This window comes from Caballeronia sp. GACF4 (assembly GCF_023631025.1).
Taxonomy (GTDB): Bacteria; Pseudomonadota; Gammaproteobacteria; order Burkholderiales; family Burkholderiaceae; genus Caballeronia.
Genome location: NZ_JALQDW010000026.1, coordinates 454,500 through 469,332, shown reverse-complemented (window position 1 = coordinate 469,332; position 14,833 = coordinate 454,500). Strand labels below are relative to the sequence as shown.

At 61.9% G+C, this 14,833-nt stretch carries 12 protein-coding genes and 1 riboswitch; of the genes, 10 read left to right on the top strand and 2 right to left on the bottom strand.

Annotated features, from left to right (window positions below; all coding sequences use genetic code 11):
- A partial coding sequence (locus NCR40_RS25950; protein WP_250511099.1) for a Tar ligand binding domain-containing protein occupies positions 1–596 on the bottom strand: 596 nt, incomplete at its 3' end.
- 133 nt (positions 597–729) lie between these two features.
- Entirely contained in the window at positions 730–3,096 is a 2,367-nt protein-coding gene (locus NCR40_RS25945; protein WP_250469462.1) for a sensor domain-containing protein, read from the bottom strand.
- 420 nt (positions 3,097–3,516) lie between these two features.
- Here NCR40_RS25945 and NCR40_RS25940 point away from each other — a divergent pair, with 420 nt between their 5' ends.
- From NCR40_RS25940 to NCR40_RS25895, 10 genes are all read left to right on the top strand, one after another.
- Positions 3,517–4,470, top strand: a complete 954-nt coding sequence (locus NCR40_RS25940; protein WP_250469461.1) for a DnaJ C-terminal domain-containing protein — start codon at positions 3,517–3,519, stop codon at positions 4,468–4,470.
- A 6-nt stretch (positions 4,471–4,476) separates the two neighbouring features.
- Positions 4,477–4,797, top strand: a complete 321-nt coding sequence (locus NCR40_RS25935) for a chaperone modulator CbpM (protein ID WP_250469456.1) — start codon at positions 4,477–4,479, stop codon at positions 4,795–4,797.
- Between the two features lie 189 nt (positions 4,798–4,986).
- A riboswitch (guanidine-I (ykkC/yxkD leader) is annotated at positions 4,987–5,117 on the top strand.
- 58 nt (positions 5,118–5,175) lie between these two features.
- Entirely contained in the window at positions 5,176–6,252 is a 1,077-nt protein-coding gene (locus NCR40_RS25930; RefSeq protein ID WP_244830639.1) for a putative urea ABC transporter substrate-binding protein, read from the top strand.
- A 24-nt stretch (positions 6,253–6,276) separates the two neighbouring features.
- Positions 6,277–7,092 (top strand): ABC transporter permease, encoded by an 816-nt coding sequence (locus NCR40_RS25925; RefSeq protein WP_250511098.1) that lies wholly within the window; start codon positions 6,277–6,279, stop codon positions 7,090–7,092.
- Entirely contained in the window at positions 7,089–7,880 is a 792-nt protein-coding gene (locus NCR40_RS25920) for an ABC transporter ATP-binding protein (RefSeq protein ID WP_250469446.1), read from the top strand. The genes NCR40_RS25925 and NCR40_RS25920 overlap by 4 nt, the downstream gene beginning before the upstream one ends.
- A 14-nt stretch (positions 7,881–7,894) precedes the next feature.
- Positions 7,895–8,599 carry an urea amidolyase associated protein UAAP1 gene (locus NCR40_RS25915; RefSeq protein ID WP_250511097.1) on the top strand — a complete coding sequence of 235 codons (705 nt, stop codon included), beginning with the start codon at positions 7,895–7,897 and terminating at the stop codon, positions 8,597–8,599.
- Positions 8,600–8,615: 16 nt separating this feature from the next.
- Positions 8,616–9,257, top strand: a complete 642-nt coding sequence (locus tag NCR40_RS25910) for an urea amidolyase associated protein UAAP2 (protein WP_244830645.1) — start codon at positions 8,616–8,618, stop codon at positions 9,255–9,257.
- Positions 9,258–9,441: 184 nt separating this feature from the next.
- Positions 9,442–13,047 carry an urea carboxylase gene (uca, locus tag NCR40_RS25905; RefSeq protein ID WP_250511096.1) on the top strand — a complete coding sequence of 1,202 codons (3,606 nt, stop codon included), beginning with the start codon at positions 9,442–9,444 and terminating at the stop codon, positions 13,045–13,047.
- Between the two features lie 160 nt (positions 13,048–13,207).
- Positions 13,208–14,200: a TRAP transporter substrate-binding protein gene (locus tag NCR40_RS25900; protein ID WP_250511095.1), complete on the top strand. Its 993-nt coding sequence runs from the start codon at positions 13,208–13,210 to the stop codon at positions 14,198–14,200.
- 47 nt (positions 14,201–14,247) lie between these two features.
- On the top strand, positions 14,248–14,826 hold the full coding sequence (locus NCR40_RS25895; protein ID WP_244830655.1) for a TRAP transporter small permease subunit: 579 nt from the start codon (positions 14,248–14,250) through the stop codon (positions 14,824–14,826).
- Positions 14,827–14,833: the final 7 nt, after the last annotated feature.

The following is a 14,833-nucleotide window of genomic DNA, read 5'->3' as shown; positions in this document are numbered from 1 at the left end:
GCAATACCCACGACGAGCGAGATGAAGCCAACGGTACGCACGGTTGCGTAGCTGCTGTCGTTTTCCTCGTCCTGGCGGGCTGCGTCGATGAGTTGGAATTCCTTCAGCTTCTTGAAGGCATCGCTCGTGCGATTGTAGGCATCGGGCACGTCTTTCTGTGCATAGCGAATGATCTCGGCCTGATCGCGTTTCTCGATGGCGGCGCCAAAACCTTCGACTGCCTTGCGCATTTGAGCGCGGCCTTCGACCACGTCCTTCGCGAGGACGTCTTCGTCCGCGCCACGCGGGATGACATCGTACTTCTTGTACCACTCGTCCGAATCGGCCAACGCTTTCTCGGCGCGAGCGCGCAGGTCTTCCCCTCCGGTGCCTTCGCGGTCGAGCGCAAAGCGGTCGAGCAGCACGCGTGCGCGGTTCAGGTACACGTCCGAGACACCCAGCGCGTTGACGGAGGGCAACGTGCTCAGACTCACGTCTCTTGCGGACGCCTTGATGGTCGCCATGCCGTATAGACCGATTCCCACGGACAAGCTGAGCAGCACGCCAAGAAAAATCATGGTGAGCGCGAGCCGCGCCCGGATTGTCAGGCTCTTCATTCGTTTTGCTTCCAGAGTGGTCGTAGGTGGAGACGAGGCGCGATGCTTATCGACGCCTGTTGCAAGCTTGTCCACCTTCTTATCGGCGTGAAGCAGGGAAACTGTAATGAGGATGTAGGTATGACGGCCGCTGCTACGTCACGGCGCCCGCTGCAACGACACCGCTCGGCTCGGGCACGAGCGTCGAAAGTCCCACGACGAGTTCCGGCGCGACCGGCCGGCTCAGCAAGTAACCTTGCACGAAGTCGCACTGCGCTTGCCGCAGCATGTCCAGTTGCGTTGCGCGCTCGACACCTTCCGCCGTGACGCTCACGCCGAGCGCATGCGACATCTGGATGATGCCGCACACGATGCCATGCGTCGCGGCATCGCTTTCCAGGCGGGCGACAAACGAACGGTCGATCTTGAGCGTATCCGGCGCGAAATCCGCGAGATAACGCAGACTCGAATAGCCCGTGCCGAAGTCATCGATGGCGATGCGCACGCCGAGTTCCTTCAACGCACAGAGCGTGCGTTGCGCGAGCTCTGCATTCTCCATCAACGCACTCTCGGTCAGTTCCACTTGCAGGCTCGACGGCGGCAGTCCGTGCCGGCGCAAGGCGTTATCGACGACATCGACGATAGCCGTATCGCGCAACTGCCGCGCCGACACGTTCACGGAGACGCTGAGCGCGCTCGCACCGTTTCTGCGCCAGTGCGCAAGCTGCCGAAGCGCGTCTTCCATGACCCACGCGCCGACCTCGATGATGAAGCCGCTCTCTTCCAGAATCGGAATGAACACGCCCGGCGAGACGACACCGCGCGTTGGATGACTCCAACGGATGAGCGCCTCGACACTGCGGACCGCGAGCGAATGCGGCTCGTGAATCGCCTGGTAGTGCAGCACGAACTGGTCGTTGGCGAGCGCGGCGGGCAGGTCGCGCTCCAGGTTGAAGTCGACGATACGCTTGCTTGCGTCCTTGTCGGCGAAGCGAAAGCCGTTGCGCCCGGCCTTCTTCGCGGCATACATCGCAATGTCCGCACTCGTGAGCAAGGTCTCGTGATCGGCGCCGTTCTCGGGGAACACTGAAATGCCGATCGACGCGGTGACGAACGCGCCGGCGCGAGGCGCATCGCCTGTTTGTGCGAGCACGCCGAGAATGATTCGCGCGATGCTCGCAAGCCGTTCCTTGTCGCGTGCCTCGTCGATCAGCACGGCAAACTCGTCGCCGCCGAGTCGCGCAAGAAAGGCATCGGCCGGGAGCGCCGCCTGAATCACTTCGCTCAGCGACTTGAGCAGACGGTCGGCTGCCGTATGGCCGAGCGTGTCGTTGAGCACCTTGAAGCGGTCCAGATCGATGAACATCAGCGCGAACACGTTGTCCTCGCGGCAGCGTTCCTCGATGGCCCGCAAAAGCGCGACGCGATTCGCGAGCCCTGTCAGCGAATCCGAGAAAGCCAGCCGGTCCAGTTCCGCGACACGCTCCTGCTCCGCAGTGATGTCCTCGCTGATGCCGATGATGCGCGCCACGCCGCCCGCCGCATCGCGCACGGGATAACCCGTGCTTTGCACCCAACGCACGCCGCCGCCGGGCCGCTTGATGCGGTATTGCACGCGCCCGCCAATCGCGGTGTCGACGATGCGGCGCATCGCGGCTTCGACTTGCGGACGGTCTTCGGGCAGCACGACATCCATCCACGCTTGCGGACGTTCCAGCAGCGTCGGCGCGTCCACGCCGAACAGGGACGCGCAGCCTTCGCTCAACCGATGGAAGTGGCTGAAATCCGCGCTATACGAGTAGAAGCAGAGACCGGCGTGCGCTTCCATCTCGGTCATCAGCGCGTCTTTCGCGCGCAGATCGGCGGCGAGGTCGGCTTCCTGAGTGACATCGAGCGACGCGCACAAAATGCCGTAGACGCCACCCCTACCGTTTTCGATAGGGATCAATCGCGACTGCCATACCTTCGGCTCGCCTGTCGTCGTCGGGCACGCGCCAGTGAAAGACGTGCGCGCGCCTTGCAGCGCGGCGGCGAATGCGCTGCGAGCGGCGATGGCGTCATCGTTCGACCAGAAGCTCAGCCAGTCGGCGCCGGCAAGCTGTTCCGGGCCGCTCGCCTGCATCAACTGCGCGCCATGCTCGGAGATGCGCAACATGCGCCCTTCTTCGTCCAGCAGCTTTAGGCATTCGCGATTCGCGTCCAACAGCGCCCGTGCAAGCGCGCGGGTGGCATTCTCGCGCCCGGCGGCGCGGCATGCACGACCAAGACCGATCGTCAGCACGACGCCGCCGGCAAAGACGCCGACGCACGACGCCGCAACGTTCGACACGGACGCGAGTGGCCAATAAACGAGCGCGAACGCGCCCACCGCACCGAGCATGTGCTGCACGACGCAGGCAGAGGAAAAAGTTGCGCTACGTGCCTGAGTTTTCAGGAAGAACGACAGGAAGCCCTGGTTCTGCGCGGATCGAGTCTCCGACCGTGCGCGGTCGACTGAACCCTGGGTGGAATGATGGGACATGGGCATTGCAAAACCAGGCTTTCGGTGGACGTGGTGGACGAGTCGACCAAGCCTCGTGCTTGATGGAGCCGATCAGGCGATTCCTGGTTTACGACGCACAAGTGCAAATGCTTTAGCCCTGTGCGGACGAAGAAATACAAGGTGCGGGCGATGGAGCCTTCAGGGAAGGTGCGAGAACAAGGCTCCAAGCGTGCCTTACCGATACGTGAAGCGCCGGTGCGTCCTCTTCGTCCGAGGGACGCCCGTGCATGTGCTTCGAAACGAGCGTGCGGCCATTCGTCGAGCCGCTTCTGCGCGCTCGAATCGTTCACCCATGACACGCTCCAGCAAACATGCTTGTATATTAACGGGACGCATCGGCGTCTCGAGTACGCGTCGCGTCGGCGAACCGGGACCAATGATCGACCATCCGGGCTAACCATGAAATACAAAGACTACTACGCGGTCATGGGCGTTCCGCGCACGGCGAGCGAAGCGGAAATCAAGACCGCTCACAGAAAACTCGCGCGCAAGTTTCATCCCGACCTCAACAAGGACGCGGACGCCGAAGCGCGCTTCAAGGAAGTGGGCGAGGCATATCAGGTACTCAAGGACCCGGAGAAGCGCGCCGCGTTCGATGCCCTCGGCACCGGGCTCAAAGATGGCGACGAGATCCGTCCGCGTCCCGATGTCGGCGATGGCTTCGAGTATCGCGGTGGCGAAAGTCAGCAAGACGCCGACGACTTCTTCAGCGACCTGTTCGGCGCACGCAGCGGCATGCACGGCGGCGCACGCGCGCGGCATGGGACACGGTCGCGCATGCCCGAGTGGCCGGGCGAGGATCATCATGCAAGCGTCGCGGTCAGCCTGGAAGATACCTACACCGGCGCGCAGCGCACCTTCAGGCTACAAATGCCCGTCATCAACGATGAAGGACGCGTGACGTATCAAACGCGCACGCTCGATGTGACGATACCGAAGGGCATTCTCGACGGCCAGCGCCTGCGCCTCGCGGGTCAGGGAGGCGCCGGTTCGGGCAATGCGCCGCCAGGCGACCTCTATCTGGAAGTGACGGTCGACAAGCACAAGCGTTATACCGTCGACGGCCGCGACGTCACCGTCGAATTGCCGCTTGCGCCATGGGAAGCCGCGCTTGGCGCAGAGGTGGTCGTGCCGACGCCATCCGGCGATGTGACCGTGACCGTTCCGGCCGGGTCTGCCGCCGGACGACGTTTGAGGTTGCGCGGTCGAGGCATTCCCGGCAATCCGCCCGGCGATGTCTACGTCATGCTCGGCATCGTGCTGCCTCCCGCCGATACCGACGCCAGGAAGGCTGCCTATCACGCCATGCGCGATGCGTTCGACTTCGATCCGCGCGCGCACTTTTATGGGTGAACCATCATGAATGAAAACGAGCCGGTTTATCTGCAGGGCGATATCGTCGAGGAGCACGTCGAGTTCACGATGATCGAACTATGTCGCATCACGGGCGCTTCGGAAGATCAGCTCGCGCTTTGGGTGCAAGAAGGCGCATTCGAGCCGCGAGGTGCGCGTATCGAGGAATGGCGCTTCAGCGGCACGTCGTTGCGCCGCGCCATGACCGCGCAACGACTGACCAGCGATCTCGAACTGAACGCGCAAGGCGTGGCGCTTGCACTCGATCTGCTCGATCAGATCGATGCCTTGCGCTCGCGCCTCGCACGCTACGGCGACCGCGGTTGATACGCATGAGCCTTCGTGCGGCCTTTCCCCGAAACGTCGCACGAGCGCTTCGATGGTGCGCCGATCATCCGGATTTGGTGCACACGCATGGCTGAATCCATGAAACATGCGCTCATTTGCGATGGCACGCTTATCGCTTATAGCTACAGCAAGGAGCCGGCGCTTCATCCGGTTTAGCACCAACAATTTGCAATAGATAACTAGGGTTCCGATCCGCGTAGCGTCCATGAGGGACGATCCATACGCGCGATGCTGGTCCGAGAGTTGTCGACCTCAAAGTTCTGCGCGAGGTTACACGGCGGGATAAAAGCCCGGGAGAGAACGCGATCGAGAGTCGCGCCGCTCCCCGCCGTCGATAACCCCTTCGAGGTCAACCTCATGCGCAAGCTATCCCGTTTCATCGGCATCGCCGCCCTCTCTCTCGCCGCGTTTGCTTCCACCGCTTCTTCCTCGTTCGCCGCCGGTCGTCAGGACTTCAAGGTCTGCTGGACCATCTATGCGGGCTGGATGCCGTGGGGCGAAGCGAAAACTCAAGGCATCGTTTCCAAGTGGGCCAAGAAATACGGCATCAATGTCGATGTCGTGCAGCTCAACGACTACGTCGAGTCGATCAATCAGTACACGGCCGGCAAGTTCGACGGCTGCGCCATGACCAACATGGACGCACTGACGATTCCCGCCGCGGGCGGCGTGGACTCGACCGCGCTTATCGTCAGCGACTATTCCAACGGCAACGACGGCGTGCTCGTAAAGGGCACTGGCAAGAAGATCGCCGACATCAAGGGTCAGCAGATCAACCTCGTGCAGTTTTCCGTATCGCACTATCTGCTTGCCCGCGCGCTCGAATCCGCCGGCATGAGCGAGCGCGATCTCAAGGTGGTGAACACATCGGATGCCGATATCTCGGCCGCGTTTGCGACACCCGCCGTGAAGCAGGCCGTCACCTGGAATCCCATGCTCGCCGACCTGAAGGCCAAGCCCGATGTGACCGAAGTATTCGACTCGAGCAAGATTCCCGGCGAGATCATGGACATGATGGTCGTCAATACGAAGACGCTGCAAGAGAACCCCGCACTCGGTAAGGCACTGACGGGCGCATGGTTCGAGATGATGTCGCTGATGCGCGCCAACAGCGCCGACAGCACCGCCGCCCTCAACGCGATGGCGAAGGCATCCGGCACCGATCTGCCGGGCTTCAAGGGCCAGCTCTCGACCACCGCGCTCTTCTACACGCCTAAGTCCGCACTCGACTTCGCGACGAGTCCCGAACTGCCGCGCACCATGACCCGCGTCGCGAAGTTCTCGTTCGATCACGGTCTGCTCGGTCAAGGCGCGCCGAGCGCGGACGCAATCGGCATGGCGTTCGACAAGGGCGTCGTGGTCGGCAGCAAGAGCAACGTCAAGCTGCGCTTCGATCCGACCTACGTGCGCATGGCCGCCGACGGCAAGCTTTAACGCCTGCGAACCGGAGGCTGCGCGATGCGACTCATCAACCGACACCCGAGCAAGAGCGGCGCCATGCTGCTGCTCTTGATGCCGTTCATCGTGCTGTTGGCGGTGTACTTCACCAGTTCGTCGCTGCGGCTCAAGGACAATCCCGGCGACAAGGTGCTGCCAAGCGCGAGCCAGATGAGCGAGGCGATCACTCAGTTCGCCTTCACCGAAGACAAGCGCACGGGCCAATATCTGCTTTGGACCGATACGCTCGCAAGCCTTAAGCGCCTTGGCATCGGTCTTGTGGTGAGCGCGGTGATCGCGCTCGTCGCGGGCATCGTGACGGGCAGCATTCCGCTCGTCACCGCAACCCTCTCGCCCTTCATCACTGTCGTCTCGATGATCCCGCCGCTCGCGGTGCTGCCCATTCTCTTCATCGTGTTCGGCCTCGACGACTTGTCGAAGGTCGTGCTGATCGTGATCGGCATTACGCCCATGATGATCCGCGATCTTCAGCAGCGCGCACGCGAGATTCCCGACGAGTTGTGGGTCAAGGCGCAGACGCTCGGCGCCACGAGCTGGACGCTGATGCTGCGCATGATCCTGCCGCAACTCATGCCGCGCCTGCTTGTCGCACTGCGTCTCGCGCTCTGTTCGGCGTGGCTCTTTCTCATCGCGGCGGAAGCGATCGCATCCGTCGACGGCCTCGGCTACCGCATCTTTCTCGTGCGCCGCTATCTCGCGATGGACGTGATCCTGCCTTACGTCGCGTGGATCACGCTGCTCGCGTGGCTTATCGACGAGAGCCTGCGCCGTATCACGCTGTGGGCGTTTCCCTGGTACGGCGGAGGCGCAAGATGATCGAAGTCCGCAACGTGTGGAAAGAGTACGGCAACCAGGTCGTGCTCGAACGCCTGAATCTCAAGATCGGAAAAGGCGAATTCTGTTCGATGGTCGGTGCGTCGGGCTGCGGCAAGTCCACGTTTCTGCGCCTTCTGCTCGGTCAGGAACGCGCGACACGCGGCGAGATCCTGCTCGATGGCGAACCGCTGCCAGGTGAACCGGACGCGCATCGCGGTGTGGTGTTTCAGCGCTATTCGGTGTTCGAGCATTTGAGCGTGGTGCGCAACGTGATGCTCGGTCACGAGTTGCGCGAGTCGAGGCTCATGGGCCGTCTTTTCGGCGCGCGTCGACAGGCTGCACGCGACGAAGCCGTGGCGATGCTCGAACGCGTCGGTCTTGCCGCCGCGCTCGACAAGTATCCGCATCAGCTTTCAGGCGGCATGCAGCAGCGTCTTGCCATTGCGCAGGCGCTCATGATGAAGCCGCGCATCTTGCTGCTCGACGAACCCTTCGGCGCGCTCGATCCGGGCATCCGCCGCGACATGCACGAACTGCTGCTCAAGCTCTGGCGCGAGTCGGGCCTGACCATCTTCATGGTCACGCACGACCTGAAAGAAGGCTTCACGCTCGGCAGCCGCGTGCTCGTCTTCGACAAGGTACGTGTCGATCCGCAAGCGCCCGGCGCGTATGGCGCGCGTATCACCTACAACATTCCGCTCGACCATAGCCGCGACTCGGCTTCGTCGATCCACGTTGCACGGGCGGCCGTCGAAGGCGCCGCGCGTGCGGAAGCGATACCTGCTTAAAGGAACCCAGGAAGATGGACTTGCTACTCGAAGAAACCGTTCCCGGCGGCGGACATGCGTCGCTGATCGTCAAGCGGGGACAGTCGTTGCGCCTGACCGATATGGATGGCGGCGCGAATGTCAGCATCATGATGTTCAACGCCGCCGAAAAAAGCGAACGCTTGAATTTACCCGATACGCTCAAGTGCCAGCACACGGCCAAACTAAGCGCGGGCCATTGCCTCTACTCCGACATGGGCCGCGTGCTTGCCGCCATCGTCGCGGATACATGCGGGTGGCACGACAGCATCGGCGGGGTATCGAATGCCGGGGAAGTGCATGAGAAGTATGGCGCGGGACGCTATCAGGAACTGCGTAACGGCTTTTATCGCAATGGTGTGGACAACCTGCTTGTCGAGATGGGCAAATGGAATCTCGGCCTCTCCGATCTCTTGATGACGCTGAATCTCTTCAGCCGCGTCGACGTGACGGACCAGGGGGCGCTTACCTTCGTCAGCGGCAATTCGAAGCCCGGCGATTACGTCGAGCTCTATGCGCCGATGAACACGCTCGTCGTGCTCACCGCAATTCAGCATCCGCTCGATCCGAACGCGAACTATGCGCCGCAACCCGTGAAGCTCTCGTTGGCAAATGCGGATCGAGAAGTGGCTGAACTCTGCCGCACTTCGTGCGAGGAAAACGTGCGTGGCTTCATCAATACCGAGCGCTTTTATCTTTGAGCGGAGACCGACAAACATGACGACCTACCTCACCGCCAGCGACCGCCGTGCAGAAGATGCGATCCACCGCGAAACGCTCGGCGCCGGCGAGCCGTGGCTCAAGGAACTGAAGGCCGGACAGACGCTGCGCATTCGCGATATGGAAGGCAATCAGGCTGTCGATACGCTCTTCTACAGCCTCGACAACCCGCGCGAACGTTTCGATCCGCAACGCACCCTGCGCCGCCAAAAGAGCCTCTATCTGACGACGGGAACCGTGCTGTATTCCAACCTCGGCAACCCGATGCTGACCATCGTCGCCGATACATGCGGCCGTCACGACACGCTTGGCGGCGCATGCGCTCAGGAGAGCAATACCGTTCGCTATGCGCTCGAAAAGCGCTACATGCATAGCTGCCGCGACAACTTCCTACGCGCCTGCGCGCACGACGGACGGCTTTCCAAACGCGACCTGAGTCCGAACATCAACTTCTTCATGAACGTGCCGGTGACGGCCGATGGCGGACTCACGTTCGAAGACGGCATCTCCGCGCCCGGCAAATACGTCGAACTGCGCGCGGAGATGAACGTCATCGTGCTCATCTCCAATTGCCCGCAGTTGAACAACCCCTGCAACGCCTACAACCCGACACCCGCGGAGTTACTGATATGGGAATGAGGCGAATGAACCGCCTGCGTGAATGGTTCTATCTCGTGATGATGATTCGCGCGGGACGACTCGGCGCCTGTTCGCGCGACTCGCTAAAGTCTCATCAAACGAAAGTCTGAGGACGCTGCCGGGGACGACCCCGGCGTGCATCTTTCAATCGACGGGACGACCCGCCGACGCATCCGCCCCTGTCATGTTCGACAAAGTCCTGATTGCCAATCGCGGTGCCATTGCGTGCCGCATCCTTCGTACCTTGCGTTCGCTCGATATAGCAGGCGTCGCGGTCTATAGCGAAGCCGATCTCGCGAGCCGCCACGTCAGCAAAGCGCCCATCGCGCATTCGCTCGGTCAGGGCGCGGCTTCATCCACGTATCTGGATGTCGCGAAGATCCTCGAGATCGCGCGCCGCGAAAACGTGCAGGCCATCCATCCCGGCTACGGCTTTCTCTCGGAAAACGCGCTATTCGGGGAGGCGTGCGAAGCAGCCGGTATCGCGTTCATAGGACCGACGCCCGCGCAATTGCGCGCCTTCGGACTCAAGCATACGGCTCGCGCCATTGCGGCCGAGCAAGGCGTGCCGATGCTCGAAGGCACCGGCCTTCTCGAAGACGCCGAAGCCGCGTTGCAGGCGGCTGGGCGCATTGGCTATCCGGTGATGTTGAAAAGCACGGCGGGCGGCGGCGGTATCGGCATGCGCGTGTGCTGGAATGCCGATGAACTCGCCGCGCAGTTCGACGTGGTGAAGCGCCTCGGGCAAAACAACTTCAGCGATGCGGGCGTGTTCATCGAGAAGTACATCGAACGCGCGCGGCATCTTGAAGTGCAGATTTTCGGCGATGGCCGCGGCAACGCGCTTGCACTCGGTGTACGCGATTGCTCGGTGCAGCGGCGTAACCAGAAAGTGCTCGAAGAAACGCCCGCACCTTCGTTGCCCGATGGCATGGCAGAGGCATTGTGCGAAGCGGCGTTGCGGCTTGCCAGAGCGGTGGCTTATCGTTCGGCTGGGACGGTCGAGTTCGTATACGACAGCGGTGCCGCGCAGTTTTATTTTCTCGAAGTGAACACGCGGCTGCAGGTCGAACACGGCGTGACCGAGCAAGTCTGGGGCGTCGATCTCGTTCAGTGGATGATCGAACTCGCGGCAGGCACGCTTGCGCCGCTCGACGAACTCGGCGCCGCGTTGAAGCCCGTTGGTCACGCTATACAGGCGCGGCTCTATGCAGAAGATCCTGGCCGCGATTTTAAGCCGAGTCCTGGCTTGCTGACCGAGGTCGCGTTTCCCGAAGCGGATGGCAGCGCGCTGCGCATCGACACATGGATCGAAGCCGGCTGCGAAGTGCCGCCCTATTTCGATCCGATGCTCGCGAAGCTGATCGCGTGGAAACCGACACGCGAAGCCGCGCGCCACGCGCTCGCCGAAGCACTCGACGCCACGCGCATCTACGGCGTGGAGACCAATCGCGTGTATCTGCGGCAGATCATCGACGACACGCCGTTCGCTTCGGGCGAGCCGTGGACGCGTTGTCTCGAAGGGCTCAAGTATCGCGCGAGCACCGTCGAGATCGTGAGCGGCGGCACGCAGACCACGGTTCAGGACTTTCCCGGCAGACTCGGGTTTTGGGCGGTCGGTATTCCGCCCTCGGGCCCAATGGATGATCGAGCGTTACGCCTTGGGAACCGGCTTCTCGACAATTCGCCGGATGCGTCCGCGCTCGAAATCACGATGAGCGGTCCCACGTTGCGCTTCAATACGGACGCGGTGGTCGCTATCACGGGCGCGGCGTTGAGCGTGACCGTCGATGGCATCGAGCAGCCGATGCACACGACGCTCTTCATTCCGTCAGGCGCGACACTTGCACTTGGTGCCATTCGTGGAGCGGGCGCACGCGCCTATTTGTGCGTGCGTGGCGGCTTCGATGTCGCGCAGTACCTCGGCAGCCGCAGCACGTTCACGCTGGGTCAGTTCGGCGGCCACGGCGGACGTGCGTTGCGCGCGGGCGATGTACTGCATCTGCATCCCTCGATGGATCGCGCACATGGCGTGCGCCTTTCGTTCACGCCCGCGCTCGACCCGGTTCGCACACTGCGCGTGATCTATGGTCCGCATGGCGCGCCGGAGTACTTCAGTCCGCAATACATCGAGACCTTTCTTGAAACCGAATGGGAAATTCACTTCAATTCGAGCCGTACCGGCGTGCGCCTGATCGGACCGAAACCCGAATGGACGCGCGAGGACGGGGGCGAAGCGGGACTGCATCCGTCGAACATTCACGACAATCCGTATGCGGTCGGCGCGATCGACTTCACTGGCGACATGCCTGTGATTCTGGGTCCCGATGGCCCGAGCCTCGGCGGCTTCGTGTGTCCCGTGACGATCATCGAAGCGGACCTGTGGCAGATCGGGCAGTTGAAGGCGGGCGACAAGGTGCGTTTCGTGCCTGTGCGGATCGATGAGGCGCGCGCGGCGGCACGGGCGCGTCTCGTCGAATTGAAGACGCTTGAGCCGCCTGAAGCACTGCCTGCAAGCGCTGATGGAAGACGCGCGTTGACATCGCCCATCGTGCTGGACATCGGCGCGAATAACGACCGGCTGGTTGCGCGTGTGTCGGGCGATACGCACTTGCTGCTCGAACTCGGCCCCGCGGAACTGGACCTCGTCCTGCGCTTTCGTGGCCATGCGCTGATGCAATCGCTCGAAGCGCTCGAGTTGCCCGGCGTGATCGATCTAACGCCCGGCATCCGCTCGCTGCAGGTTCACTATCAGCCTGAGCGCCTGCCGCTTGCAACGTTGCTCGATACGGTCGCGCAGACGTGGCAACGCGTGTTGTTGCAAAAGGACTTGCGCGCGCCTTCGCGCATCGTGCATTTGCCTTTGTCATGGGACGATCCCGCTTGCCGCCTGGCCATCGACAAGTACATGACCACCGTGCGGCCGGATGCGCCGTGGTGCCCGAGCAATCTCGAGTTCATCCGGCGTATCAACGACCTCGAATCGATCGATGACGTCAAGCGCATCGTCTTCGACGCAAGCTATCTCGTGATGGGCTTGGGCGATGTCTATCTCGGCGCGCCAGTTGCAACGCCGCTCGATCCACGCCATCGGCTGGTGACGACCAAGTACAACCCGGCGCGTACGTGGACCGCGGAGAACTCCGTTGGCATCGGCGGCGCGTATCTTTGCGTCTATGGCATGGAAGGTCCGGGCGGCTATCAGTTCGTCGGGCGCACGTTGCAGATGTGGAACCGTTATCGCGCGATTGCCGATTTCGCGGGCCGTCCGTATCTCTTGCGCTTCTTCGATCAGATCCGCTTCTACGAAGTCCCGGCCGATGAACTGCTGCATATTCGCGAGCATTTTCCGCTTGGACGTTATCCGCTCAAGATCGAGGAGACAGAGCTGTCTCTCTCCGACTACGAGGCGTTTCTGAAACGCGAGGCGGCTGGTATCGATGCATTCCGCGCCCGTCAGCAAGCCGCGTTTCAAGCGGAACGCGAGCGTTGGCGTGAAGCGGGACAAGCACAGGAGAGCTTCGAGCCTCCGGTTGTAACCGAAGGCGAGACCGTGCCGCTCGAAGACGGTCAGACCGCGGTGGACAGCGAGATCGCGGGCAATCTCTGGCAGGTGCGCGTGAAGGCGGGCGAGCGCATTGCGGCAGGCGACGTGATGTTCGTGATCGAATCGATGAAGATGGAGATCGCCGTGTGCGCGCCCTGCGCGGGCATCGTCGCCGATATCCATGTGGCGCCTGGCACGCCCGTGAAGGCGGGACAGCGCGTGGCGATCATCGGGAACGTCTGAATGTCGTAGCCAAGGGAGCCGCAAGTCCCCGTTGAATTTCATTCAACATGTCATTTTTTTTTTGAACTGGCAGCCCTCCCCCTGCGAATCTAATCTGAACGCGGATTGAGAACACGCGGCTACCCACGCCGCGACCGCATTCACTTCGCAGAGGGTTCAAATGAACGGACTGAAAAGATTAGGTGCTTTCTTCGCGCTGAGCGCCGCATTCACATTGCAAACCCCTGCGTTTGCCGTCGATTGGGACTTCGCCACCGCGAATGCGCCGGGCAATTACCAGACGAAACTGGACGAGAAGTTCGCGGCTGAAGTGGCCGCCGCCACCAACAACGAAGTGAAGATCAACATTCACGCGGGCGGGCAACTCGGTTTCAAGGGCCCGGAAATGTTGAGCGTGATTCGCGATGGACTCGTGCCCATCGGGTCGTTTCAGTTCGCGCAGCAAGTCGGCATCTCGCCGATTCTCGGGGCATCGTCGGTACCGTATCTCGTATCCGGTTTTGATGAGATGAAGACCTTCCGTTCCGTCTCGAAGCCCTACTACGACGCCGAATTCAAGAAGTTCAATCAGAAGCTGCTGCTCACCATTCCCTGGCCCGGCCAGAACGTCTTTTCCAAAGTCGAACTGTCGAACTCGGACACCTTCAGGACCATGAAGATCCGCACGACCGACCGCAACGGCAGCGACTTCTTCCGCAGCCTTGGCGCATCGCCGGCGCAGATTCCCTGGGGTGAAGTCGTGCCCGCGCTGTCGACGGGCGTCATCAATAGCGTGTCGACATCGACATCGTCTGCCGTGGATGGCCAGTTCTGGGACTTCCAGAAGGCGTGCAACGTCGTCAACTGGCAATCGAACTTCGAAGGCGTGTCGGTCAATCTCGACGCCTGGAACAAGCTCAGTGCGAAAAACCAGAAGGCTATCGAAGAGGTCGTCGCACGACTCGAACCCGTGTTCTGGGACGCGGCAAAAGCGGAAGACAGCAAGAACTTCGAGACCCTCAAGGCGAAGGGCATGGAGATCTACACGCCGCCCGCGGCCGTGCGCGACGCCATGGCCGCCAAGGGCAAGCCGAGTTGGACCGCCTTCGAGGACGCGGTGCCCGCCGCCAAGCCACTCCTCAAAAGCTATCTGACCGCGGTCGGCAAGCAGTGAGCCGCATCCGCTCTTCGAAAACCACGGTCACAGCGGAGTCAATGCCCATGGAAAACATCGACACAAGCGCGCATGTCGAGATTTCGAAGGGACGTGCGTTCGTGCAGAAGGCGTTGTTCTCCATCGATATGCTCGCCCGTCTGGATGGCTGGCTCGGCGCCCTCTGCCTCTGCCTGCTATGTCTCTTGATGATTGCCGGCATCGTCGTGCGGACGCTGTCGACCGTGGTGAGCTGGTTGCCCAAGGACATACCCATCGCATGGGAATACAGCTCGTATCTGATGGCCGTGACCTTCACGTTCGGCGCCGCGCTCACGCTTCGCGCAGGCGGCCATATCCGCGTCAGGGTGCTGTTGTCGAACGCATCGCCTCGCGTCGTCAAGGGCCTCGAATGCGTATCGGCGGCGGCGGGCTTCGCGTTCGCGGCGTTCTTCTCGGTCGCCATGACGCACTTCTCGTATCAGGCGTTTCTCACCGACGAACGCTCGCTTGCCAGCAGCACGCCCTTGTGGATACCCAAGGCATTCGTCGCGTTCGGCGCGATGCTGCTTGCGCTGCAGTTACTCGCCCGCCTCGGCCAGTTGTTTCTGGACGAGCCTGTCGAAGACAAGAACCTGATTCATTGAAGGCTGA

Excerpts from the sequence above, each read along its gene's own strand:
- NCR40_RS25945 (WP_250469462.1), bottom strand. The coding sequence starts at position 3,096 with ATGTCCCATCATTCCACCCAGGGTTCAGTCGACCGCGCACGGTCGGAG.
- NCR40_RS25940 (WP_250469461.1), top strand. The coding sequence starts at position 3,517 with ATGAAATACAAAGACTACTACGCGGTCATGGGCGTTCCGCGCACGGCG.
- NCR40_RS25935 (WP_250469456.1), top strand. The coding sequence starts at position 4,477 with ATGAATGAAAACGAGCCGGTTTATCTGCAGGGCGATATCGTCGAGGAG.
- NCR40_RS25930 (WP_244830639.1), top strand. The coding sequence starts at position 5,176 with ATGCGCAAGCTATCCCGTTTCATCGGCATCGCCGCCCTCTCTCTCGCC.
- NCR40_RS25925 (WP_250511098.1), top strand. The coding sequence starts at position 6,277 with ATGCGACTCATCAACCGACACCCGAGCAAGAGCGGCGCCATGCTGCTG.
- NCR40_RS25920 (WP_250469446.1), top strand. The coding sequence starts at position 7,089 with ATGATCGAAGTCCGCAACGTGTGGAAAGAGTACGGCAACCAGGTCGTG.
- NCR40_RS25915 (WP_250511097.1), top strand. The coding sequence starts at position 7,895 with ATGGACTTGCTACTCGAAGAAACCGTTCCCGGCGGCGGACATGCGTCG.
- NCR40_RS25910 (WP_244830645.1), top strand. The coding sequence starts at position 8,616 with ATGACGACCTACCTCACCGCCAGCGACCGCCGTGCAGAAGATGCGATC.
- uca (WP_250511096.1), top strand. The coding sequence starts at position 9,442 with ATGTTCGACAAAGTCCTGATTGCCAATCGCGGTGCCATTGCGTGCCGC.
- NCR40_RS25900 (WP_250511095.1), top strand. The coding sequence starts at position 13,208 with ATGAACGGACTGAAAAGATTAGGTGCTTTCTTCGCGCTGAGCGCCGCA.
- NCR40_RS25895 (WP_244830655.1), top strand. The coding sequence starts at position 14,248 with ATGGAAAACATCGACACAAGCGCGCATGTCGAGATTTCGAAGGGACGT.